The following is a 20,773-nucleotide window of genomic DNA, read 5'->3' as shown; positions in this document are numbered from 1 at the left end:
GCACATACCATCATTAATCTATGTCGAGGGAGTGCAATCATGACAGATTCCGGCGCAAGGAAAGGCAAGGTTATATTGTTTCAGGGCGACTCGATTACGGACGGCAACCGGGGGCGCGATCTTGATCCGAACCATATCCTGGGGCACAGCTATGCCTACATCATCGGAGCCAGGCTGGGCTTCGAACGGGCGGAGGAGGGACTGGCCGTATACAACCGCGGCATCAGCGGCAACCGGATTTCCGATCTGTATGCCCGCTGGAATGAGGATGCCATCTATCTTCAGCCCGACGTGCTCAGTATCCTCATTGGTGTGAACGATCTGTGGCGAACGATGAAAGGGGAGCCGAGCGGCTGCACTGACCGTTTCGAGCGGGCGTACCGGCATGTGCTTGAGGAGACCCGCGACGTGCTGCCAGAGACTAAGCTGGTGCTGTGTGAACCTTTTATCCTCAATACGGGAGCTCCGGCGGAGGACTGGGAGGAATGGCAGAAGCGCATTGCCCATTACCAGGAGGTTGTGCGGAGTCTTGCCCTGGAATTCGATACGGTGCATGTGCCGCTGCAAGCCGCGTTCGAAGCCGCTGCACAGCGGGCGTCCGCAGAATACTGGATCTGGGATGGCGTCCATCCGACGTATGCCGGCCATGAGCTGATTGCCCGGGAGTGGCTGAAGGCTGTAGAGCCGAGCGGGATACTTTAATAGGGATACAGGCATAACAATGGTATCCAACAATGAGCAGAGCAGCGATTCCACCTGTATAGGGAGGATCGCTGCTCTTTTTGTTCACTCTATGGAGTATGCATACACTGAAAACGGTACTGGACATGGTTTAACGGTTCTGCTTACGGTACTGAAGCGGAGAACGCCGGGTGATCGCCTTGAAGACACGGCCGAAATGCGCAATGCTGTCAAATCCGGTCTCTTCGGCAATGGCGGTTACTTTGTCATCGGTCTCGCGCAGGCGGCGCTGCGCCTCCTGGACACGGATCGTATTCAGATATTCAATGATGGTGAAGCCGGTCGATTGCTTGAACAGGCGGCATAAATACGTGCTGCTGAGATAAAAAGTATCCGCAAGCCCGCCAAGGGTAAGCTTCTCGGTATAATGCGCCTGCAGATAACCTGTGATCTCATAGGCCTTGCGCCGTTTCTCGTCATGAACGGGTGCGATTGCTTCAGAGGCATTCTCGCGGATGCGGTTCATGGCGATGAGCAGCTGCACCAGCAGCGTCTGCAAATAAGCAGTCTGCCCGGTCCGCTGCGCCCCCTGCTCCTCCAGCATGGTGAACAGGTGATTTTCTATCAGGCCCTGATCATGGTCATCCGGACGCAGCAGGAGGCATTGTTCGTGCAGGAACGGCAGCGCCAGCGGAAGGGACGCCATCAGCCCGGCCAGGAACTCCCGTCCGAAATTAATCAGAATCCGCTCATGGCGGACATTGCCCTTGGCGGTGGTGCGATGCAGCTCGTTCCGGTTGATGAAGAGCAGGTCGCCTTTGCGCAGGGCATAGACCAGGTTGTTGACGTAGTAATTGCGCTCCCCGGCAAGCAGATAATAGATTTCATAGGTATCATGCATGTGGTCCATATCCATGCTGAAGGTTCCGGTCCTTTTGATCTGCTCGATCATAAAGGGAGGGTTCTCATCCGGCAGCACCAGAAATCACTCCTTTCAGAACCGCCCCATTGTGCGGCATTTCACTCACTCCGGCTTGTGAAGCTAAGATTTGCAAAGTTTATGGAGAATTCGCTAATTAAGGCTTAGAAAGCGACCTATTTTATACAGTACACTATAACCGGATAGCGTAACCAATTCAATCAGCGATGGAGTGAGTGATAATGGCCAGCACAAAATACGCATTTGTCGGAACGGGCGGACGCGCCGAATTTTTTTACGGTGAGATTACACAGAATTACCGGGAGACCGCCGAAATTGTCGGCTTCTGCGATGTAAATAGTGTGAGAATGGAATATGCGAACAGCCTGCTGGTAGAAAAGTACGGATACCATGCGGTGCCGGTCTATAAGGCCCATGAATTCGACCGGATGATTGCCGAGACGAAGCCGGACACCGTGATTGTGACCAGCATCGACCGTACGCATCACCGCTATATTGTCTGGGCGATGGAGCTCGGCTGCGATGTTATTTCCGAGAAGCCGATGACGACGGATATAGAGAAATGCAGTGAAATTCTGGAGGCGATTGAACGGACGGGCCGCAAGCTGCGTGTAACCTTCAACTACCGCTATGCGCCGCATAACACCAAGATCCGCGAGCTGATTATGGAGGACACTATCGGTGAGGTGCTGTCGGTCAATTTCGAATGGCTGCTGAACACGCAGCACGGTGCGGATTATTTCCGCAGATGGCACCGCGACAAGCGCAACAGCGGAGGACTGCTTGTGCACAAGTCCACGCATCATTTTGACCTGATGAACTTCTGGCTCGGCTCCAGACCCGATACGGTATATGCCATGGGCGATCTGCGATTCTACGGGCGGGAGAATGCCGAGAAACGCGGAGTAACCGAGTTCTATCAGCGGGTACACGGCAGCGCTGCGGCGGAGAACGATCCGTTCGCCTTGCATCTGAAGGACAACGAGCATCTGAAGCACATGTACCTCGATGCTGAAGCGGAAGACGGTTACTTGCGCGACCAGAGCGTGTTCGGCGACAATATCAGCATTGAGGATACGATGGGCGTAATGGTCAAATATAAGAACAAGACCATCATGAATTACTCGCTGAATGCCTATCTGCCATGGGAAGGCTTCAATGTAGTGTTCAACGGGACGAAAGGGCGGCTGGAGGTCAAGGTCGTCGAGCAGTCCTATGTCAACTCCGGCGGCGACAAGGCTGCGGAAGGGGCACTCAAGAACAAACAGATTACGGTCTATCCGCATTTTGCGGCACCTTATGAGGTGGAGATCGAGGAAGGCACCGGGGGCCACGGGGGCGGAGATCCGGTAATGCTGCGCGACATATTCGAGCGTCCGGCCGATGACCGCTTCCACCGTGCCGCTTCCCACGTGGATGGAGCCCTGTCCATTCTCACGGGCATCGCCGCCAACCGCTCTATGGCCACAGGCCTGCCTGTGAAGGTGGATGAGCTGATTAAGCTATAGGAATAAACGAAAGATCCTACAGGACAGGGTAGGGTCGGTAGGGTGAGTTAAGCCAAACTTATCGCTCACTGCAAATAGTTGGATATTCGCACACTAATCTAGCCTGTATTACGTATTTCGGGCATCTAATTGGATTATCGCCACTTATATTGGTCGATATTGATGGATTTACTGTTTGTCACCCATATTAAGTGGCGAATATCTAACTAGGCCTGTGATTATCCTCCATGTAGGTATAATTAAGTGGCGATTTTCCAACTACAGTCTGCGATCAGGGGCTGCCTTTCGTTCATCCTAACTATACAGAGCTGGCTACCAGCGGATTGCAGCAATTGGCGGTATTCATCCGGAAATCGGGGGAAGGGCAGCGGACAGCGGACGGAAGACCATAACTTTACTGACTCACTTTCCGGCCTAGACATCCCTCAACCTAAGGGATGTCTTCTTATGATCTGCTACATAAAGTCAAAGAAATAACGGATGACATGGAAAAAGACCGGTGAGGTATAGGCCAGGCTGTCGACCCGGCTCAGGTAGCTTTTGCTCAGGGCGGCGAACTTGTCGTCATCCCCGATCAGCAGATCCCGCTTCAATACAGAGACGGTCAGGCTGCCGAAGAATCCGCTCAGGCTGATCAGCATGCCGGACAGAAAGCCGAACGCCGGCGTAAGCGGCGTCAGGTAAGGATAGATCAGATAAGACACCGCTGTCGTGACGATGAACGCGCAGCTAAAGCCTTCCCAGGTCAGGCTCGGGTTGGCGGTAGGGACGATTTTTCTTTTGCCGAAATAGATGGAAGCCAGGTAGTGGACTGCATCGTTCAACTGAGTCAGCACGACCAGGAACAGCACCAGCCCCGCCCCGTACTCCGGAGTGGCGAACTGGAAATAGGCCAGGTGGCTGAGCCCGAACACCATCAGCATAAGCCCCCACTGGGTGGAGCTGACACTGCGCAGGAAGCCGAGCGTGCCTTTGTTGATCATCCGCGGCAGCGGCAGCAGCAGAAAGACATAGACAGGGATGAACACAATAAACATGCCGTACCACTCGATATAGATCCAGTAGAACTGCAGCGGGATGGACAAATAGGCCCAGAGGAACAGCCTGCGGTCGGCTTTTCGCGTGCGGATCATGGAGAAATATTCTTTAAGCGCGAAGAAGCTGAGGGCCATTAAGGACAGCAGGGAGACGACCGGATTGATTAGAGTGGCCAGACAGAAGATAAACAGCATGCCCCACCAGGTCTTGATGCGAAAGGCGATGCCTGAGTAATCTTTGTCCTTTTGCAGCCTGCTAATAAGCGCATAGATCAGATGGATGGCCGAAAGGGCGGCCAAAATAATCACTAATGTTACCATGGATCTGTTCACCGGCACATCACCAACTTATCAAGAGATAGGATTCCATATCAGGGAGCTTATGTTAAGATATCTAAGGATACAGCTTTTATTATTATGAGGGAAACCTTCAAACTTGATAAGGGGAAATTGTAGAAATGGCAGAGGATTGCTCGGTTTATATCCTGCTAACCAATACCGGCACACTGTTTACGAGACTCATACAAGGCTATACGAGAGCGCCGTACAATCACGCTTCGATCTCCTTTAACCGTGAACTCTCCGAGCTGTACAGCTTTGGGAGAAAGCACCCCAATAACCCGCTGAACGGCGGATTTGTGCGGGAGGATATCAAGACAGGCACATTCAGTAAATATCCGGATACTACATGTGTCCTCTATGAGCTGAAGGTGTCCGAACGCGAAGTGGAGAAAATGAAACGGGTTCTGCACATCTTTATCCGCAGCCGTCAAAAATATCTGTACAACATTCTCGGCGTCATCGGCATCGCACTCAAGGAGCCGGTGGAATTCAGCAATTCTTACTTTTGCTCGCAGTTCGTTGCGGAAATCCTGGACCGTTCCGGGATCAAGCTGTGGAACAAGCTGCCTGCACTGGTGACGCCGGATGATTTCCGGCAGAGCGACAGGCTGCAGCTGATCTATGAAGGCAAATTAAGCGAGTACAATACGCCTTAGCTCTCCGGTGCAATCGCAAGGACAGGATGAGGGATTGAAGCAGGCTGCCTCCGTACTTCCAATATTTTGGCGGTGATAACAGACGTCAAATTTAATATACTTTCGGCTTATTGCCGGAAGGAGCCGAGAGAAATACAGTGATGAAGAGAATATGGGGCAGAATAGCGGCTGTGGCCGCAGCCGTCTGGTGCGCGGCCGGAGTATGGGGTCAGTATGCTTCCGCTGAGGCTGTGCTGCCTTTCAATGATATAGCAAGCAGCTACGCCAGGAATGAAATCATAGATTTATATCACCGGCAGATCTTAACCGGGACCTCTAAGACAAGCTTTTCGCCGGCCAAGCCGATCACCCGGGCTGAATTCATCGCCGTGCTGGATCGTCTGCTGAAGCTTGAGCCTGTTCCGGGTCCTATCTCGCCTTATAAGGATGTTGCGGCAAGCGCGTGGTACTGCGGCTGGATACAGGCCGCCGTTCAGCTGGAGCTGGCGAGCGGCACTTCAGCCGCAACCTTTGCTCCGGCGCAGCCGGTTACGCGGCAGGAGGCTGCAGTGTGGCTGGCCAGGACGCTTAAGCAGCCGGAGATTTCACCTGCGGTGCAAACCGCCTATACGGATACAAGCGGCGTAGCCGTCTGGGCAAGCAGTGCTGTGGATGCAGTAAGCAGGCTTGGCTTAATGCAGGGTGATGGGACGGGAGCCTTCCGCCCGGCCGATTATATCACAAGGCAGGAGACAGCCGTGCTGATGGACCGGGTGCTGCAGCAGGAGGCATGGTCGGCGGAGCTTAATGAGGAACCGGAGGAGCAGGTGGTGCTGGGGTGGCAGTACGGGCAGACCGCAGCTCAGTATGAAGGCACAATTATGCGTTCGAATGTAAATACATTGTCTCCGCGCTGGTATTTTGTGGGGGAGACAGGGGCCGTTTCGGATTCTACGGATTCCACGCTGGTTGACTGGGCGGAGAAGAAGGGGAAGCAGCTATGGCCGATGGTAGGCAACCGGTCTGACCTTGAGGCTACACATCAGATGCTCTCCAGTACAGCGGCAAGGAACACCGCAGTCAATCAGCTGGCGGCACTGGTCAGCAAGCACGGACTGGATGGGCTGAATCTGGATTTCGAGAATGTAGGCGGCGCGGACCGGGCCGCTTTGACTGTCTTTGTAGCGCAATTGGCCGCAAGGTTACATACTCTGGGAGCGGTACTGTCCGTGGACGTCTCTCCCGATCTCGGGACAGACTGGACGGAAGCCTTTGATTATGCAGCGCTGGGGATGAAGGCCGATTATATTGTGATGATGGGGTATGACGAGCATTACAGCGGCAGCCTGAGTCCCGGGTCCAATGCTTCACTGCCTTATGTGGAAGAAGCGGTGACGAGACTGCTTAAGACCGTCTCCAGCCGGAAGGTGCTTCTGGCCCTGCCCTTCTTTAATCATGACTGGACCCTGAGACAGAATGGCATATCCCCGTCTTCAGCCCCGCTCTCGCTGACCGGGCAGAACGGGATCGTAAGCCGCTATGGGCTGCTGCCGGTGTGGGACAGCTCAATCGGACAGTATGTAGCCAGCTACACTGCCGGGTCGCTGAAGCATACCATCTGGCTGGAGGATGGCCGTTCCTTAACCGCCAAATTTAATCTCGCGGCAAAGTATAAGCTGGCCGGCATCGCCTATTGGCATATCGGCGGAGAGAGTCCGGATATTTGGACCAGCTTGAGCAATGCGGAGAAATTCGCGGGTTATTCCTTTTGAATGCTATTGCTATTATTACAGCAGACTCTTAAAAGAGTGGCGGATCACATCCCCGCGGCTGATAATGCCCACCAGTACGCCGCCCCGTTCCACGGGAACCTTCTTGATCTGTTTCTTGCCGAGAATGGTCGCAATCCGTTCGACATCCTCTTCCCAGTTCACCGTGACGACCTTCTTCTTGGCAATAGCCATGACGTTGAGATCGAGCAGCCGGCGCGTTCGTTCCTCATATTCGTCCTCGTCCCCTTTAACCACATTCACCTGAAAAAAAGAGTCGACGACAATATCATCATGCTTGCCGATATAGCGCATAATATCCCCGTCGCTTAAGTAAGCGACGATCTCGTTCCGGTCATTGATGACCGGCATGCCGCTGATCCGGTATTCGATGCATTTCTCGATGAAGTTACGTACCGTATCGTATTCCTTGACCTTGTAGACCTGTCTGATCATGATCTCATGCGCTTTCATTCCTGGGCCATCCTTCCGCTGGGCGCTTTGCCGGACAAGGTCCGGCTATTATAAAGTTGTATGATGAAAGTATATACTTGTATTATACAAGTGAAGATGGTAAAGTCAATGACTACAAGAGCACATTTAAGCTTACAGGAAGAGCAAATTTCAAGGCACTGGAAATGAGGTTAAGCCACCATGGAGCAAGGTTCGATTGCCGCGATTGAGCTGGAGATGGCGCTGCTGGTCCGTCAGCTAATTGCAATGACTACATATAAGAAGAACGGTTCACTGGACCGGGCTGCCTACCTGCTGCTGCATCATATCGTCTCCAGCCCGGGTTCCGGCGTCAAAACCATCGCCGATGAGTTTCACCTCGATATTTCCACGGTCAGCCGGCAGGTTGCTGCACTGGAGCAGCGGGGTTATATTACGCGCTTGCCCGACGAGTCGGACGGACGTTCCTATACGCTTGCCATAACAGAGCTGGGGGCGGAGGTACTGAAGGAGAGTCAGGAAGCGCGGCAGGAGAGTGTACGCCAGCTGCTTAAGGACTGGGACGAATCGGAGCGGCAGAACTTCGGGGAGCTGTTGCGGAAGTTTAACGCCGCTTGTCTGGAACAGACCTGACCTGCGGGACACGGTAAGCGTATCTCTACGCTGGAGATTGTCACAGCCGGAGCAGCCGACACTGAGGGAATGGAAGCTTTGCCGGCGAACGCTTTGCTTTGGAGCAGCAGGATTTCCAGCAGCGGCATTCCGGCTGCCGAGCGGTGACGAGGAAAACTTATACTTTAAGTTCATCCCGTCTCCGGGATAAGCTTTTGTGCGTGCCATGTGGATTGTGGTCGGTTAATCGTACACATTAGGCCAGTTTCCCCTCGCAACAGCACATTGTGGTCGTTTTTTCGACTACATTGGGCCCGTTACCCCTCGCAGCAGCGCATTGTGGTCGGTTTTTCGTACACATTAGGCCAGTTTCCCCTCGCAGCAGTACATTGTGGTCGGTTTTTAGACTATATTGGGCCCGTTTCCCCTCGCAGCAGCACATTGTGGTCGGTTTTTCGCCTACAATCACAAATGGTCAGCCGGTACTGTGTTATTTATCGCCCGGTTAAGCGCAAGAACACGATACACGATACACAGTACACAGTACTTACTGGGCGCCCCTTAGCAAAGGAAAGTTAATTATTCAGAATGGGCTGCTTGTTCCTTTTTAATAGTCTCAAGTTCAAGTAATATAACTGATTTATGTGGTTGCATAGGGAGAGGAATTGGCATATATTACATATAGATAAATTTCGATATGTAATACATCAAAATGTTGTCCGGAGGTGTGTATGGGAGTCAAGGAGACGTTCAAAGCGTTGTCGGATGAATACCGGCGGGAGATGCTGGAGCTGCTGAAGAACGGCCGGATGACGGCCGGAAGCATCGGTGAGCACTTTGCCATGACGCAGGCGACGGTCTCCCACCATCTGTCCGTGCTCCGCGATGCAGATCTCGTGCGGACCGAGCGGGACGGCAAGTATATCTATTACGAGCTGAATACCTCGGTATTCGAGGATGTGCTCAAGTGGATTCTGACCTTCAGGGAGGAATAACAATGTTTAAATGGAAGACGACGACTGTATTCTCGTTGCTAATCGCTCTAATCCCGCTCGGACTGTACTTGTATCTCTATCCGCAGATGCCCGAGACTGTCCCGATGCATTTTGATTGGCGGGGCCAAGCCGACCGTTTCGTGGAGAAATCCAGCCTGGAGGTGCCGCTTCTGGCGGGGCTCGGAGTGATCGGGTTCGCGGTGCTTAAAGGGATTTTTGCCCTGACACTGCGCTTTGGAGGGCAGCAAACGAAGGACAACGGCCCCGCAGCCGCCAAAATTGTAGACCTGTCCATCCTGTGCTGTACGGTGCTGTTCGCCGCCATTTCTGTGCATGCGCTCGTTGTGCAGACAGGGACTGCCGCCTTCTCCGGACTGGTTATGGTACGGATCACTATAGTCATGTTAGGGCTCCTGATGCTGGTTACCGGCAACCTGATGCCGAAGCTGCGGCGCAATTCGCTGGCCGGCCTGCGCCTGAAGGAGACACTGACGGACGACCGGGCCTGGTTCCGGGGCCAGCGTTTTGCCGGACGGTGTTATGTTGCAGGAGGCATGCTGATGCTTGCGGGACTCCTGCTTCCCGGATGGTGGGTTGTGTACACCGGGATTGCTGTTTTTGCGCTGGCGAATGTGCTCCCTATCGTTTACGTGAAGAGGAAATTATGAGAATGAAGTTTTATATGCTGTCATCTGAAATTACGAAAGCTGTCTGGGGCGTCGGGCCCCGGATGGCTTTTTGCTTGTTATGCGAAAGGATATGGATTCATGGGCAGTTTATATGTGATGTACATGTTATATTTATCGAAAATAACAAACAGAAAACTACTTTTTTCGTAAAAAAAACGAAGACTTTGTGTTTTTATTGTAATATAATCTAACACATAGCAAGTCACTGTAGACAAAATGTTATATAAAGTGACATTATTCGACGGAGTGGACTCAGGAGAGGAGCATGCACCATGCAGATTGCAGCATCACCATACATGTGGCCCTATGACGGCGCCATAGATCCGGCCAAGACGGCGCTCATGATTATCGACATGCAGACGGATTTTTGCGGCAGGGGCGGTTACGTGGAGAGAATGGGCTACGACCTCTCGTTGACCGCCAGGGCGATAGAGCCGATCAAGCGGCTGCTGGCGCGGGTCCGGGAGACCGGCGGCTTCACCGTCATCCATACCCGGGAAGGACATAAGCCTGACTTGTCCGATCTGCCGGCGAACAAGCGCTGGCGAAGCCGGCAAATCGGCGCCGAGATCGGCTCAGAGGGACCGGCGGGACGCATTCTCGTGCGGGGTGAGCGAGGCTGGCAGATTATTGATGAGCTGGCCCCGGCTCCGGGTGAGTACATTATCGACAAGCCGGGCAAGGGCAGCTTCTATGCCACCGACCTGGATTTGATCTTGAAGAATAAAGGCATCACCCACCTGATTCTGACCGGAATCACCACCGATGTCTGTGTGCATACAACGATGCGGGAAGCGAATGACCGCGGCTATGAGTGCCTCATTCTGGAGGATTGCACGGGAGCGACAGATTATGCCAATCACCTGGCGGCGCTGAATATGGTCAAGATGCAGGGCGGCGTATTCGGCAGCGTGAGCGACTCGGAAGCGGTGCTGGAGGCGCTGGAACAGCTGTAGAGGCCTGAATAAATATCAAATTCATCATAACGGGGGAATCATCATGTGGAAAATGACAAGACCTAAGGCGCTCATTCTGCTGGCTTCGCTGATGCTGCTCATTACCGCTTGCGGGAACGGAACGGACACCGGCAAGGTGGAGGGGCAGGGAACGGAAGGCTCCGGCGAATTGAAAAAGGTTGTGCTGCGGCTCAAGTGGATACACCAGGCGCAGTTTGCCGGCTTCTATACTGCGGTGGAGAAGGGCTTTTATAAGGAAGCGGGTCTGGATGTGGAGATCCGTCCGGGCGGCTCGGATTTTCCGGCGGTGCAGATGGTGGCTTCCGGCAGTGAAGAGTTCGGGGTGACCGGTGCCGACCAAATCATAATTGCCAGAGAAAAGGGCGTGCCGGTCAAGGCGTTGTCCGCCATTTACCGCAAAACCCCGTTCGTTATGTTCGCCCTCAAGGAGTCGGGCATTACCACGATGGAGGATCTGATCGGGCAGAAGGTGGGCATCAAGCTGGGCGGCAATGAAGAGCTGACCTTCCGGGCGATGGAGAAGAGTGCCGGCATCGAAACCTCGCAAATTGAAGAGATGCCGATTAAATATGATCTGAGCCCGCTGCTGAGCGGCCAGGTTAAGGCTTGGCCCGGCTATGTAATCAATGAAGTTCTGGCCGTGGAGGAGCAGGGCAAGGAGGTCAACATTATCGACCCGAACGATTATGGCATCAATTTCTATGCCGATACCCTGTTCACCACAGAAACGGTCATTGAGAAAGACCCGGAGATGGTCCGGAATTTCGTGCAAGCCTCGATGAAAGGCTGGGACTATGCGTTAGAGAATCCGGAGGAAGCAGCTGAATTCGGTCTGAAATACGGCGAAAAGCTGGATCTGGAGCATGAAGTCAACATGATGAAGGCAAGCGTTCCGCTGCTGGAGCCAGAGAAGCTGCCGCTGGGCTCCATGGATGAAGCGGCCTGGGAGACACTGCAGCAGAACCTGATTGATCTGGATTTTGTGAAGAAAGAGCAGGACCTGAGCGCATTGTTCACCAACGATTATCTGGAATAAGGGGGTTAAGCCGATGACAACAGCGATCAAAGAAATAGCGAGCAAAGAATGGACGGATTCCGCCGCCGTGCGGAATTCCGGGAACCGGGAGATCATGCTCTCCTTGCGCAACTGCTCCCTGTCCTTCGGCAATGTGCCTGTGCTTAACCAGGTTAGTCTGGACGTATACCGCAATGAATTCATTTCCATCCTGGGTCCAAGCGGCTGCGGCAAATCGACCACGCTGCGGCTGATGCTGCGGCTCCTTAGCCCGGAAGGCGGCGGAGAAGTGACTTACGCTTCTCCCGATCTGTCACTGGGCATGGTGTTCCAGAAGCCGGTGCTGATGCCCTGGCTGAGCGCCCTGCAGAATGTCATGCTGCCGCTGGAGCTGGGCGAGAAGAAGAAGTTCAGCAAGAAGGAAGCGCGGGAGAAGGCGGAAAGCGCTCTGCGGCTCGTGGGCCTGCAGGATTTCCAGAATCATTTTCCGCATCAGCTCAGCGGCGGAATGCAGCAGCGGGCGGCCATTGCCAGAGCGCTGGCAGCCGATCCGACCGTGCTTTTGATGGATGAGCCGTTCGGCGCGCTGGATGAATTGACCCGCGAGAAGCTGAATTTCGAGCTGCTGCGGCTGTGGGAGAGCCCGGAGACGAGCCTTAGCAGCATTGTGATGGTAACCCACTCCATTCAGGAATCCGTGCTCCTGTCGGACCGGGTGGTCATGATGTCGCCCCGGCCTGCCGGCGTGACGGACATCATTCCGGTACCGCTGCCTTCGCCGCGCGAAGCGGGTATGGAGGAGCTGCCTGAATTCCACCGCACCGTCAAGGAACTGAGAAAGCGGGTGAAGCACCTATGACAGCCAAAATCAAAGACAGTCTCTATCCGGTGTTGTTTGCCCTTGGCTTTCTGATTCTCTGGGAGCTGGCCGTTAAGCTGTTCGCCATTCCGATGTATTTGCTGCCTGCTCCGACACAGGTCGTCTCGGCGATTGACGGTTCGCTGTGGTCGCATACGCTGGTTACACTCGGCGAATCCCTGACCGGCTTTCTTCTGGCCAACATTCTGGGCTTTGCTACCGCGATTATTTTCGTCCATTCCAAGCCGATCGAGAAGGGGATGTTCCCGCTCGCAATCGCCCTTAAGACTACACCGCTGGTTGCGCTGGCTCCTCTGCTCGTGGTTTGGCTGGGAACCGGATATACCTCGAAGGTGATCGCTTCGATGCTGATTTGCTTCTTCCCGATTCTGGTCAACAGCGTCAAAGGGCTCAAGGCGATTGAATACGAAGCTTGGGAGCTGTTCTCCACCTATAAAGGGACGAAGTGGGAGATCTTCTGGAAGCTGCGGCTGCCGACGAGCCTGCCGTACATATTTTCCGCACTCAAAATCTCCACCTCGCTGGCCATTGTCGGGGCGATAGTCGGAGAATTTGTCGGGGCCAACAAGGGGCTCGGTTATGTGGTGCTGGTCTCTTCCTATCATATGGACACGCCGGTCATGTTCTCGGCCATTATCGCTTCGGCGCTGTGCGGTCTGCTGCTGTTCTGGGTCGTCGGGGCGCTGGAGAAGAAGGTTATTTTCTGGACAAGGAGCGATGATTTGTGATGAAATGCTCGGTGGTCAAAATCCCTGCAGGTGCGCCGCATGACATGACGGGCCTGCAGTCGGCGATAGAGGGAGGGCTGCTGAAGCCCGGCGAGGTTGTAGCTGTGCTGGGCAAGACAGAGGGCAACGGCTGCGTCAACGATTTCACACGCGGCTACGCCGTCATGGCGCTGAAGCGATTCTTCGCTGCGGCAGGGCAAGAAGAGACTGCAGACATTTCCTATGTCATGTCCGGAGGGACGGAAGGCGTGCTCAGCCCGCATTTTACCGTCATCAGCCGCAGCGGCTCGCCGGAGCCGGGCGGGGCTGGCACAGGCACGGGCGGTCAGGCGCTGGCCATCGGTACGGCCCGTACACGGGATTTCCGGCCTGAAGAGCTCGGCCGTCTAGTCCAAGTCGACGAGGTGGCCGATGCCGTGGCCCGCGCTGTATTCGATGCCGGGATTACCTCGGCGGCTGACGTGCATTTCGTGCAGATTAAATGCCCGCTGCTCACCGGGGAACAGCTCTTCGAAGCACATGGCCGGGGGACATCGCTTGTTACAGAGGACACCTACAAGTCCATGGGATACTCCCGGGGCGCTTCTGCCCTGGGAGCCGCCGTGGCACTGGGCGAAGTCGAGCGCTTTGTTCTGCGTGAAGAGGATATATGCGTGAACTGGGACCTGTACAGCTCCGTAGCCTCTACTTCGGCCGGCAGCGAGCTATCCTGCTGCGAAGTCATCGTCTTCGGCAATTCCGCCGCGGCGGAAGGACCGTATCACATTGATCATGCTGTCATGCAGGATGCCATCGACGGTACAGCACTGCAGAGCCTCATGGACCGTCATTCCGGCGATGAGCTGGTGCAGGTGCTGGCCAAGGCCGAAGCCGATCCGGATGGAATGGTCCGCGGGCGGCGCCATATCATGCTGGATGATTCCGACATCAACCATACGCGCCATGCGCGGGCTGTAGTCGGCGGCGTGCTGGCCTATGTCGGCGGCGATCCGATGATTTATGTCTCCGGCGGCGGCGAGCATCAGGGACCCAAGGGCGGCGGGCCGGTAGCGGCTGTATTCCGCCGCAAATAACCAACACTTTACTCCATGGAGGAATGACATATGCATACACAAGAAACGGAAGTGCTGACGGCAGCGGAGATGACCTGGGAATTAATGCCGAATCATATTGAGCTGTACCACCGCGAGATTGTCTCGGCGGAGCAGGCGGACCGGCTGGGCATCCGGATGAGCTCGATTCTGTGGGAGAAGCTGGGCGTCGGCGGGCAGGTGGTTCCGCACTACCACGATGTAGTGGAGATTATTCATATTACTGTAGGCGAGGTCAAGCTGCTGTGTGACGGCGAGTGGTACAGCTACCGGGCTGGTGATACGTTCCATGTTCCCGCGAATGTGGTCCATTCCGTGGCTAATGCTGGTGATACGCCGTCCGAGCAGATCAGCATTTTTGTGCCGGCGGAGGAGGGAGTGCCGGCGAACAGCTTTTTCGGAACGACTCTGATTGAGGATATTTATTCTTCCAAGCTAAAGTAAAGGCGGCGGGGCTTCATGGGAAGTGGTGTGATCACAGGGTTGACCTGCAGCGATATTCTGCTTATCCCCGATCTTAAGGAAGCTGTGGTGCTGGCCGGCTCCGGCGGCCTCGGCCGTTATATTAACCGCGTAAATGTCATGGAGGTCCCGGATGTTATCGACTGGGTGCGTCCCGGAGAGTTTCTGATTACGAGCGGCTTTCCCTTCCACGGGCAGCCCGGGCTGATCACCGAGATTATCCCTCAGTTGAACCAGAAAGGCGTATCCGCGCTCGGAATCAAAACAAAGCGTTATATCGACGAGGTTCCGGCGGAAGCGCTGGAGCTGGCCGACCAGCTTGATTTCCCGATCTTCGAGCTGCCGGCCCGAACCTCCTTCTCCGATGTCGTGCGGGATATTATGGAACGGGTGCTGGTGCAGGAGGCCCGTGAGCTCTCCCAGCTGCAGAGCCGCTTCCAGAAGCTGTCCAGGCAGCTGCTGCACGGCGACGGCATCGAGGATTTCCTGCAGACGCTGGACGGCATGCTGCACAATCCGATTGTGCTGCTGGATGATACGGATCAGGTCTTCTGCTCGCCGCAGGCGGATGAGCTGGGACTGGCCGGAGAGCTGCCGGCCTGGATGCAGCTGCGCCAGGAAGGCAGCCTCGGCATCAGCTTCCTGACCGTCGGCGGGCGGCGCATCCGCGCTTATGTCTCGGCGGTTAACGACAAGCAGAATGACCAGTGCCTGCTCATTCTGCTGGAGTGGGACCGCGAGCTGTCGGTCGTCGATCAGCTGACGATCGACCGCGTCGGCGTACTGGTCGGGCTGGAAATGATCAACGCCGGCGCCCGCCGTGAAGTGGAGCTGAAGTACGTCGACCAGTTCCTGCAGGACTGGATCAGCGGCCGGATTGCCGCGGCCGAGGACTTGAAGCTGCGGGCCGAAGCCTGCGGCTGTCCGCTGCCCGAGCGGCCGCTGCGTGCGGTGACGGTGGGCTGGCTGGAGGAGAAGCCGGAGCTGAAGCAGCTGCAGCAGGCGGTGAAGCGGGTGCGGGCCCGGGCCGATCTGCAGCAGGTGAAGCTGACCATTATCGAAGGCGAGCTGGTCCTGACCGTTCCGGAGCTGCCGGAGAGTCCGCTGGAAGAGACGCTGGGGCGTCTGCTCGCGGAACTGCACCGCTCACTGCCGGGGGAGAGCTGTGCTTTCTGCATCGGCGACCGGGCGGAAGGTCCCGCTGAGGTGCGTTTCAGCTATGAGTCGGCCCGCAGGATCGCCCGTATCCGTGAAATCAGCGGATACAGCGGACCATATGTGGATTACCGGAAGCTGGGCGTGTTCCGCCTGCTGTACCATCTGCCGGAGCTTGCTGAAATCGGAGAATACAGAGACCAGTATGTGATCCCGCTGCTGGAGTATGACCGCAAGCACAACGCTTCGCTGCTCCAGACGCTCCAGCTTTATTTCAAGTGCAACCGCAACATTAAACGGACTTCCGCCGAGCTGTTCACCCACTATAACACGGTCACCTACCGGATTGACCGGGCTTGCGAGCTGCTCGGGCTCAGCCTGGATGACGGCGATGACATGCTGGAGCTGCAGCTTGCGCTGAAGCTCCATGAGATGGGCCGGGGAAGGCGCGGAGAGTAACCGCAAGAGAGGAGATGAACCGCATGGAAGCGGCAAGAACAGAACTACCCGCCAAGCTGAGCGCCGGCTGGCTGCGCGGGCAATACTTAAGCGGAGCGCTTGATCCGGAGGAGGTCATCCGTGAAATCATCCGCCGCGCCGCGCGTGATCAGGGGATGAACATCTGGATCGAACCGCCGTCTGAGGCGCACATCAGGCCCTATCTGGAAGCGCTGCGGGAGCTTGATCCGCTGCAGTATCCGCTATGGGGTATCCCGTTTGCGGTCAAGGACAATATTGATGTCGGAGGCCTGTCGACAACCGCAGCCTGTCCAGCCTACGCCTATCAGCCCGAAGCGGATGCGGCGGTCGTCGCCCGCCTGATTGCGGCCGGAGCCATTCCCGTCGGCAAGAGCAATCTCGACCAGTTCGCCACCGGCCTCGTCGGGGTGCGCAGCCCGTATGGCGAGACGCACAACGCCCTGCGGCCGGAGTACATCAGCGGCGGCTCCAGCTCCGGCTCGGCCGTGGCTGTTGCACGCGGCCAGGCGGTGTTCAGCCTCGGCACGGACACCGCTGGCTCAGGGCGCGTGCCGGCAGCGCTGAACGGGCTGGTCGGCTACAAGCCCAGCCTTGGTGCCTGGACGGTGCGCGGCGTGGTGCCGGCCTGCGCCAGCCTCGATTGCGTCACCGTGTTCGCGCATAATCTGGAGGATGCGCTGGCGGTGGACCGCGTGGCGCGCGGCCTGGACGCAGCCGATCCGTGGTCACGCGCTGTGAAGCGCCGCGCTGCCCGGCTGCCGCAGCGGCTGCTGCTGCCGGACGCGCCGCTTGAATTCTACGGCCCCCATGCGGACGAATACCGCCGGGCCTGGGAGAGAGCCGAGGCCGCTGTGCTGGCCTCCGGGCTGGCGGCCGAGCGCGTGGACTGCGCGCTGTTCTTCGAAGCGGCGTCCATTCTGTACGACGGTCCGTGGGTAGCCGAGCGCTGGGCAGCACTGGGCGAATTCGTGGAGAACCACCGGGAAGCTGTGCTTCCGGTAACGGAACGTATTCTGTCCTCGGGTGCGGCGGAGCGCCATACGGCTGCAAGCCTGTTCCGGGCGATGCACCGGCTGCAGCGGTATAAGGGCGAAGCCGCGAAGCTGCTGGAGGATGCTGTGCTGGTGCTGCCGACCTGCGGGGGAACCTGGACCCGGGAGCAGCTTGCGCTGAATCCGGTCTCCGCCAACTCCGATATGGGGCGGTATACCAATCATTGCAACCTGCTGGACTTGTCGGCTGTTGCCATTCCCGCCGGCGAAGCGGCGGAGAAGCTGCCGTTCGGCATTACATTGTTTGCCTTGGCAGACAGCGAGCATCTGCTGGCAGGAGCCGCCGCGCGGCTGCTTGGGGAGACCGTGCTGCCGCAAACAGCTGACGGGGAGCCTGCGCCCGGCTGGACCGTGCTGGCCGTCTGCGGGCTGCATATGCGCGGCTTCCCGCTGGAGCGGCAGATGCTGGAGCATGGCGCATCCTTTTGGCAGGAAGCCCGTACGGCTCCCTGCTATGAGCTGATTAAGCTTCGGAGTGAGCCGGCCAAGCCCGGGCTGATCCGGCAAGCGGCGGGGGGCAGCTCCATAGAGCTGGAGCTATGGCTGATGCCGTCTGAGTCGCTGGGCGCCTTTGCCGCACTGATTCCGGCGCCGCTCGGGCTCGGCCGGGTGGAACTGGAGGATGGCCGGAAGGTCACCGGCTTCATCTGTGAGGGGTATGCCGGGGCGGAGGCGGAGAACATTACGGCATATGGCGGATGGAGATATGCAGTGAACCGTTAACCGGACGATTCCGGAACAGGAAGCGCCGCGCAGGCAGCACCAACGCCTGCACGGCGCTTCTTTACGCCCGGACTGAAATGGAGGTGGATTGCCCCGGAGCAGCTGGCGATTACGCAGGTGACCGGATCTTCCTGGCGGTCCCTTCTGCCGGGCCGGATGCTTCCGAAGCACAGCAGCTAATGGATACTCCGATCTGGCGTAATCTTCCGGCGGTGAAGTCCGGACGGGCGCATACACTTGACCTGCGCTTGGCCAATTATAATCCGCTGACGCTGGATGCGCATCTGGAAGCGGTGGGCGGACTGCTGTTGTGAGGCCAGTAAGACCCGCTGCGGCAGGCGGAGAATACGTCTACGTCTGGCGCCCAAGACATGAATTGACAAAAAAAATCCCCTGAGCTATAATTCCTGTAATCTTATAGTTCACATACGCTGAACGAGCGCAGTAGCAGACTTGTCCCTGTCCCAGAAAGCCGGGGGGTGATGGAACCCGGTACACACAAGGGCCTGTGAATTACACTCCGGAGTATCTTGGGTAATGCCAAGCGGAACCTGGCGAACGATATCTCGCCTATGAGCGGCGTGGGCCGCAGAGATTTAGTTCTCTGCTCCGCGCAAGTTGGGTGGTAACACGGTTATTCAATCGTCCCTTAAGTCTGCATAGACTTGGGGGGCGATTTTTTGTTTTTCAGGCAACTCACTATATCAAAAGGGGCTGTACAGATTGAACATTATTGATGAACTGGAGTGGCGCGGCGCCATTAACCAGCAGACGGATGCGGAAGGACTGCGCGAATTGACAGAAACCAAGGCGGTCTCGCTCTATTGCGGTGTGGACCCGACCGGCGACAGTATGCATATCGGGCATCTGATTCCCTTTATGATGCTCAAGCGGTTCCAGAATGCCGGACACCGCCCGGTCATTCTGATCGGCGGGGCCACCGGAACGATTGGCGATCCCAGCGGACGCTCCACGGAACGCTCCCTCCAGACCATGGAGCAGGTGCAGGAGAATGTGGACGCATTGACAGCGCAGATGAAGAAGCTGTTCGTCACTGACGGGGACAATCAGGTCCGCCTGGTCAACAACTATGACTGGACCAAGGAAATCAATGTCATTGAATTCCTGCGCGACTACGGCAAGAACTTCAGCATCAACACGATGCTGGCCAAGGATGTCGTCTCCAGCCGTCTGGACAGCGGGATTTCGTTCACAGAATTCTCCTACCAGATTCTGCAGTCGATCGACTACCTGCACCTGTACCGGAACGAGGATGTGCAGCTGCAGATCGGCGGCTCCGACCAGTGGGGTAATATTACAAGCGGACTGGACTTGATCCGCAAAAAAGAAGGCGCCGATGCTAAAGTCTTCGGTCTGACGATCCCGCTGATGCTGAAGGCAGATGGCACGAAATTCGGCAAGAGCGCCGGCGGTGCCGTCTGGCTCGATCCGAAGAAGACCACGCCTTACGAGTTCTACCAGTTCTGGGCCAATGCCGACGACCGTGACGTGATTAAATACCTGAAGTACTTCACCTTCCTGAGCCAGGAGGAGATTGCCGCGCTGGAAGAGAAGGTGCAGACCGAGCCGCATAAGCGGGAGGCACAGAAGGCGCTGGCCGAGGAAATGACCCGCTTCGTACACGGCCAGGAGCTGCTGGAGCAGGCGCAGCGCATCACGGCCGCCCTGTTCAGCGGGGATATCCGCTCGCTGACGGCGGAAGAAATCGAGGAAGGCTTCAAGGAAATGCCGACCTTCACCGCCGGCAAGGACACGAAGAACATCGTAGAATGGCTGGTCGAGCTGGGTATTGAGCCATCGAAGCGCCAGGCGCGCGAGGACATTACCAAAGGCGCGATTTCCATCAACGGCGAGCGCGTAAGCGAGCTTGAGGCCGACATTACGGCCGAGCAGGCCATCGGCGGCAAATTCATCATCGTCCGCAAAGGCAAGAAGAACTACAGCTTGGTGAAGCTGGTGTAAACCGGGATTCTAGTGCGCGAATACGTTACGTGAAGAAAGCCGACAGACCTTTAGGGGTCCGTCGGCTTTTTGCTGATTGTAGCTTTAGTGCCAGGTGTACTCTTAAAATTCATCGAGTTCAGCGAGAAGTGCAACGAATGATGGAATTCACCAAGTTCACCAAGTTCACCAAGTTCGCCAAGTTCGCCATCCCGGCGTAATCAGTATGTTAAGTGTGTACAGCAAGTTCGGTATATCCAGCAGATTAAGTTCACCAAGTTCGGTTTGTCCAGCATCTAATTAAGGTATGTTTACCAAATAGAGAGTGTTCACTAAGTTTACCTAGTCCAGCATGTTCACCGTATTCAGCATGTTCACCTCATTCAGCAGGCTCAACGACCAGTATGTTCCGCACGCATGTTGAAGGCTATTCAGCAGCTTCAAGATTTAGTTCGATTTCGGCCACTTAATGTGCCATTCTTTGCTGATTTCGATGGCGTAAAATAAGTTGTGTACCAAGATTTGGGGCCTAGTCAGGCAACAAAAAAGTAGGGTATTCTCGGGATTGTCGAAGTCCACCAAGAAAG

General features: G+C 56.1%; 20 protein-coding genes. 17 read left to right on the top strand and 3 right to left on the bottom strand.

What is annotated here, in order from left to right; all coding sequences use genetic code 11:
- Positions 1-39 precede the first annotated feature (39 nt).
- Entirely contained in the window at positions 40-702 is a 663-nt protein-coding gene (locus F1379_RS24505; protein WP_150274995.1) for an SGNH/GDSL hydrolase family protein, read from the top strand.
- Between the two features lie 130 nt (positions 703-832).
- Here the strand turns inward: F1379_RS24505 and F1379_RS24500 are convergent, their stop codons facing one another.
- Positions 833-1,660: a helix-turn-helix domain-containing protein gene (locus F1379_RS24500; protein WP_420850530.1), complete on the bottom strand. Its 828-nt coding sequence runs from the start codon at positions 1,658-1,660 to the stop codon at positions 833-835.
- Positions 1,661-1,842: 182 nt separating this feature from the next.
- On the opposite strand from F1379_RS24500, the gene F1379_RS24495 reads away from it, so the two are divergent.
- The gene (locus F1379_RS24495; protein WP_150274993.1) at positions 1,843-3,129 is read left to right on the top strand and encodes a Gfo/Idh/MocA family protein; all 1,287 of its coding nucleotides are present in this window, start codon (positions 1,843-1,845) and stop codon (positions 3,127-3,129) included.
- 455 nt (positions 3,130-3,584) lie between these two features.
- On the opposite strand, the gene F1379_RS24490 is transcribed toward F1379_RS24495, so the two are convergent.
- Positions 3,585-4,487, bottom strand: coding sequence for a phosphatidate cytidylyltransferase (locus F1379_RS24490; RefSeq protein WP_420850529.1), 903 nt, complete (start codon positions 4,485-4,487; stop codon positions 3,585-3,587).
- 137 nt (positions 4,488-4,624) lie between these two features.
- Between F1379_RS24490 and F1379_RS24485 the strand changes: the two genes are divergently transcribed.
- A complete protein-coding gene (locus tag F1379_RS24485; protein WP_150274989.1) occupies positions 4,625-5,164 on the top strand; it encodes a hypothetical protein in 540 nt (179 codons plus the stop codon).
- 140 nt (positions 5,165-5,304) lie between these two features.
- On the top strand, positions 5,305-6,915 hold the full coding sequence (locus F1379_RS24480) for an S-layer homology domain-containing protein (RefSeq protein WP_150274987.1): 1,611 nt from the start codon (positions 5,305-5,307) through the stop codon (positions 6,913-6,915).
- A 15-nt stretch (positions 6,916-6,930) separates the two neighbouring features.
- Here F1379_RS24480 and F1379_RS24475 read toward each other — a convergent pair whose 3' ends face one another.
- Positions 6,931-7,386 (bottom strand): CBS domain-containing protein, encoded by a 456-nt coding sequence (locus F1379_RS24475; RefSeq protein ID WP_150274985.1) that lies wholly within the window; start codon positions 7,384-7,386, stop codon positions 6,931-6,933.
- Positions 7,387-7,566: 180 nt separating this feature from the next.
- Here F1379_RS24475 and F1379_RS24470 point away from each other — a divergent pair, with 180 nt between their 5' ends.
- The 13 genes from F1379_RS24470 (at position 7,567) to tyrS (ending at position 20,207) form a co-directional block, all read left to right on the top strand.
- Positions 7,567-7,998: a MarR family winged helix-turn-helix transcriptional regulator gene (locus F1379_RS24470; protein WP_150274983.1), complete on the top strand. Its 432-nt coding sequence runs from the start codon at positions 7,567-7,569 to the stop codon at positions 7,996-7,998.
- A gap of 710 nt (positions 7,999-8,708) precedes the next feature.
- Positions 8,709-8,972, top strand: a complete 264-nt coding sequence (locus F1379_RS24465; RefSeq protein ID WP_150274981.1) for an autorepressor SdpR family transcription factor — start codon at positions 8,709-8,711, stop codon at positions 8,970-8,972.
- 2 nt (positions 8,973-8,974) lie between these two features.
- Positions 8,975-9,640 (top strand): SdpI family protein, encoded by a 666-nt coding sequence (locus F1379_RS24460; protein ID WP_150274978.1) that lies wholly within the window; start codon positions 8,975-8,977, stop codon positions 9,638-9,640.
- Between the two features lie 293 nt (positions 9,641-9,933).
- On the top strand, positions 9,934-10,617 hold the full coding sequence (biuH, locus tag F1379_RS24455; protein ID WP_150274976.1) for a biuret amidohydrolase: 684 nt from the start codon (positions 9,934-9,936) through the stop codon (positions 10,615-10,617).
- Positions 10,618-10,660: 43 nt separating this feature from the next.
- Positions 10,661-11,674: an ABC transporter substrate-binding protein gene (locus F1379_RS24450; RefSeq protein ID WP_150274974.1), complete on the top strand. Its 1,014-nt coding sequence runs from the start codon at positions 10,661-10,663 to the stop codon at positions 11,672-11,674.
- A 13-nt stretch (positions 11,675-11,687) separates the two neighbouring features.
- Positions 11,688-12,512, top strand: a complete 825-nt coding sequence (locus F1379_RS24445) for an ABC transporter ATP-binding protein (RefSeq protein ID WP_150274972.1) — start codon at positions 11,688-11,690, stop codon at positions 12,510-12,512.
- Positions 12,509-13,261, top strand: coding sequence for an ABC transporter permease (locus tag F1379_RS24440; RefSeq protein ID WP_150274970.1), 753 nt, complete (start codon positions 12,509-12,511; stop codon positions 13,259-13,261). The genes F1379_RS24445 and F1379_RS24440 overlap by 4 nt, the downstream gene beginning before the upstream one ends.
- Entirely contained in the window at positions 13,261-14,334 is a 1,074-nt protein-coding gene (atzD, locus tag F1379_RS24435) for a cyanuric acid amidohydrolase (RefSeq protein ID WP_150275141.1), read from the top strand. Before F1379_RS24440 ends, atzD begins: the two co-directional genes overlap by 1 nt.
- A gap of 30 nt (positions 14,335-14,364) precedes the next feature.
- Entirely contained in the window at positions 14,365-14,796 is a 432-nt protein-coding gene (locus F1379_RS24430; protein ID WP_150274967.1) for a cupin domain-containing protein, read from the top strand.
- A 15-nt stretch (positions 14,797-14,811) separates the two neighbouring features.
- Positions 14,812-16,428, top strand: a complete 1,617-nt coding sequence (locus tag F1379_RS24425; protein ID WP_150274965.1) for a PucR family transcriptional regulator — start codon at positions 14,812-14,814, stop codon at positions 16,426-16,428.
- Between the two features lie 23 nt (positions 16,429-16,451).
- A complete protein-coding gene (gene atzF / locus F1379_RS24420; protein WP_150274963.1) occupies positions 16,452-18,224 on the top strand; it encodes an allophanate hydrolase in 1,773 nt (590 codons plus the stop codon).
- Positions 18,200-18,538 (top strand): hypothetical protein, encoded by a 339-nt coding sequence (locus tag F1379_RS24415; protein WP_150274961.1) that lies wholly within the window; start codon positions 18,200-18,202, stop codon positions 18,536-18,538. Before atzF ends, F1379_RS24415 begins: the two co-directional genes overlap by 25 nt.
- Positions 18,539-18,947: 409 nt before the next feature.
- Positions 18,948-20,207, top strand: coding sequence for a tyrosine--tRNA ligase (tyrS, locus tag F1379_RS24410; protein WP_150274959.1), 1,260 nt, complete (start codon positions 18,948-18,950; stop codon positions 20,205-20,207).
- The last annotated feature ends 566 nt before the right edge of the window (positions 20,208-20,773 follow it).

The organism is Paenibacillus tepidiphilus (assembly GCF_008635795.1).
Lineage (GTDB): Bacteria > Bacillota > Bacilli > Paenibacillales > Paenibacillaceae > Paenibacillus_AQ > Paenibacillus_AQ tepidiphilus.
The sequence above is the reverse complement of the archived record's forward strand: the minus strand, read 5'-3'. Positions and strand labels throughout refer to the sequence as shown.

Excerpts from the sequence above, each read along its gene's own strand:
- F1379_RS24505 (WP_150274995.1), top strand. The coding sequence starts at position 40 with ATGACAGATTCCGGCGCAAGGAAAGGCAAGGTTATATTGTTTCAGGGC.
- F1379_RS24495 (WP_150274993.1), top strand. The coding sequence starts at position 1,843 with ATGGCCAGCACAAAATACGCATTTGTCGGAACGGGCGGACGCGCCGAA.
- F1379_RS24490 (WP_420850529.1), bottom strand. The coding sequence starts at position 4,487 with ATGGTAACATTAGTGATTATTTTGGCCGCCCTTTCGGCCATCCATCTG.
- F1379_RS24485 (WP_150274989.1), top strand. The coding sequence starts at position 4,625 with ATGGCAGAGGATTGCTCGGTTTATATCCTGCTAACCAATACCGGCACA.
- F1379_RS24480 (WP_150274987.1), top strand. The coding sequence starts at position 5,305 with ATGAAGAGAATATGGGGCAGAATAGCGGCTGTGGCCGCAGCCGTCTGG.
- F1379_RS24475 (WP_150274985.1), bottom strand. The coding sequence starts at position 7,386 with ATGAAAGCGCATGAGATCATGATCAGACAGGTCTACAAGGTCAAGGAA.
- F1379_RS24470 (WP_150274983.1), top strand. The coding sequence starts at position 7,567 with ATGGAGCAAGGTTCGATTGCCGCGATTGAGCTGGAGATGGCGCTGCTG.
- F1379_RS24465 (WP_150274981.1), top strand. The coding sequence starts at position 8,709 with ATGGGAGTCAAGGAGACGTTCAAAGCGTTGTCGGATGAATACCGGCGG.
- F1379_RS24460 (WP_150274978.1), top strand. The coding sequence starts at position 8,975 with ATGTTTAAATGGAAGACGACGACTGTATTCTCGTTGCTAATCGCTCTA.
- biuH (WP_150274976.1), top strand. The coding sequence starts at position 9,934 with ATGCAGATTGCAGCATCACCATACATGTGGCCCTATGACGGCGCCATA.
- F1379_RS24450 (WP_150274974.1), top strand. The coding sequence starts at position 10,661 with ATGTGGAAAATGACAAGACCTAAGGCGCTCATTCTGCTGGCTTCGCTG.
- F1379_RS24445 (WP_150274972.1), top strand. The coding sequence starts at position 11,688 with ATGACAACAGCGATCAAAGAAATAGCGAGCAAAGAATGGACGGATTCC.
- F1379_RS24440 (WP_150274970.1), top strand. The coding sequence starts at position 12,509 with ATGACAGCCAAAATCAAAGACAGTCTCTATCCGGTGTTGTTTGCCCTT.
- atzD (WP_150275141.1), top strand. The coding sequence starts at position 13,261 with ATGAAATGCTCGGTGGTCAAAATCCCTGCAGGTGCGCCGCATGACATG.
- F1379_RS24430 (WP_150274967.1), top strand. The coding sequence starts at position 14,365 with ATGCATACACAAGAAACGGAAGTGCTGACGGCAGCGGAGATGACCTGG.
- F1379_RS24425 (WP_150274965.1), top strand. The coding sequence starts at position 14,812 with ATGGGAAGTGGTGTGATCACAGGGTTGACCTGCAGCGATATTCTGCTT.
- atzF (WP_150274963.1), top strand. The coding sequence starts at position 16,452 with ATGGAAGCGGCAAGAACAGAACTACCCGCCAAGCTGAGCGCCGGCTGG.
- F1379_RS24415 (WP_150274961.1), top strand. The coding sequence starts at position 18,200 with ATGGAGATATGCAGTGAACCGTTAACCGGACGATTCCGGAACAGGAAG.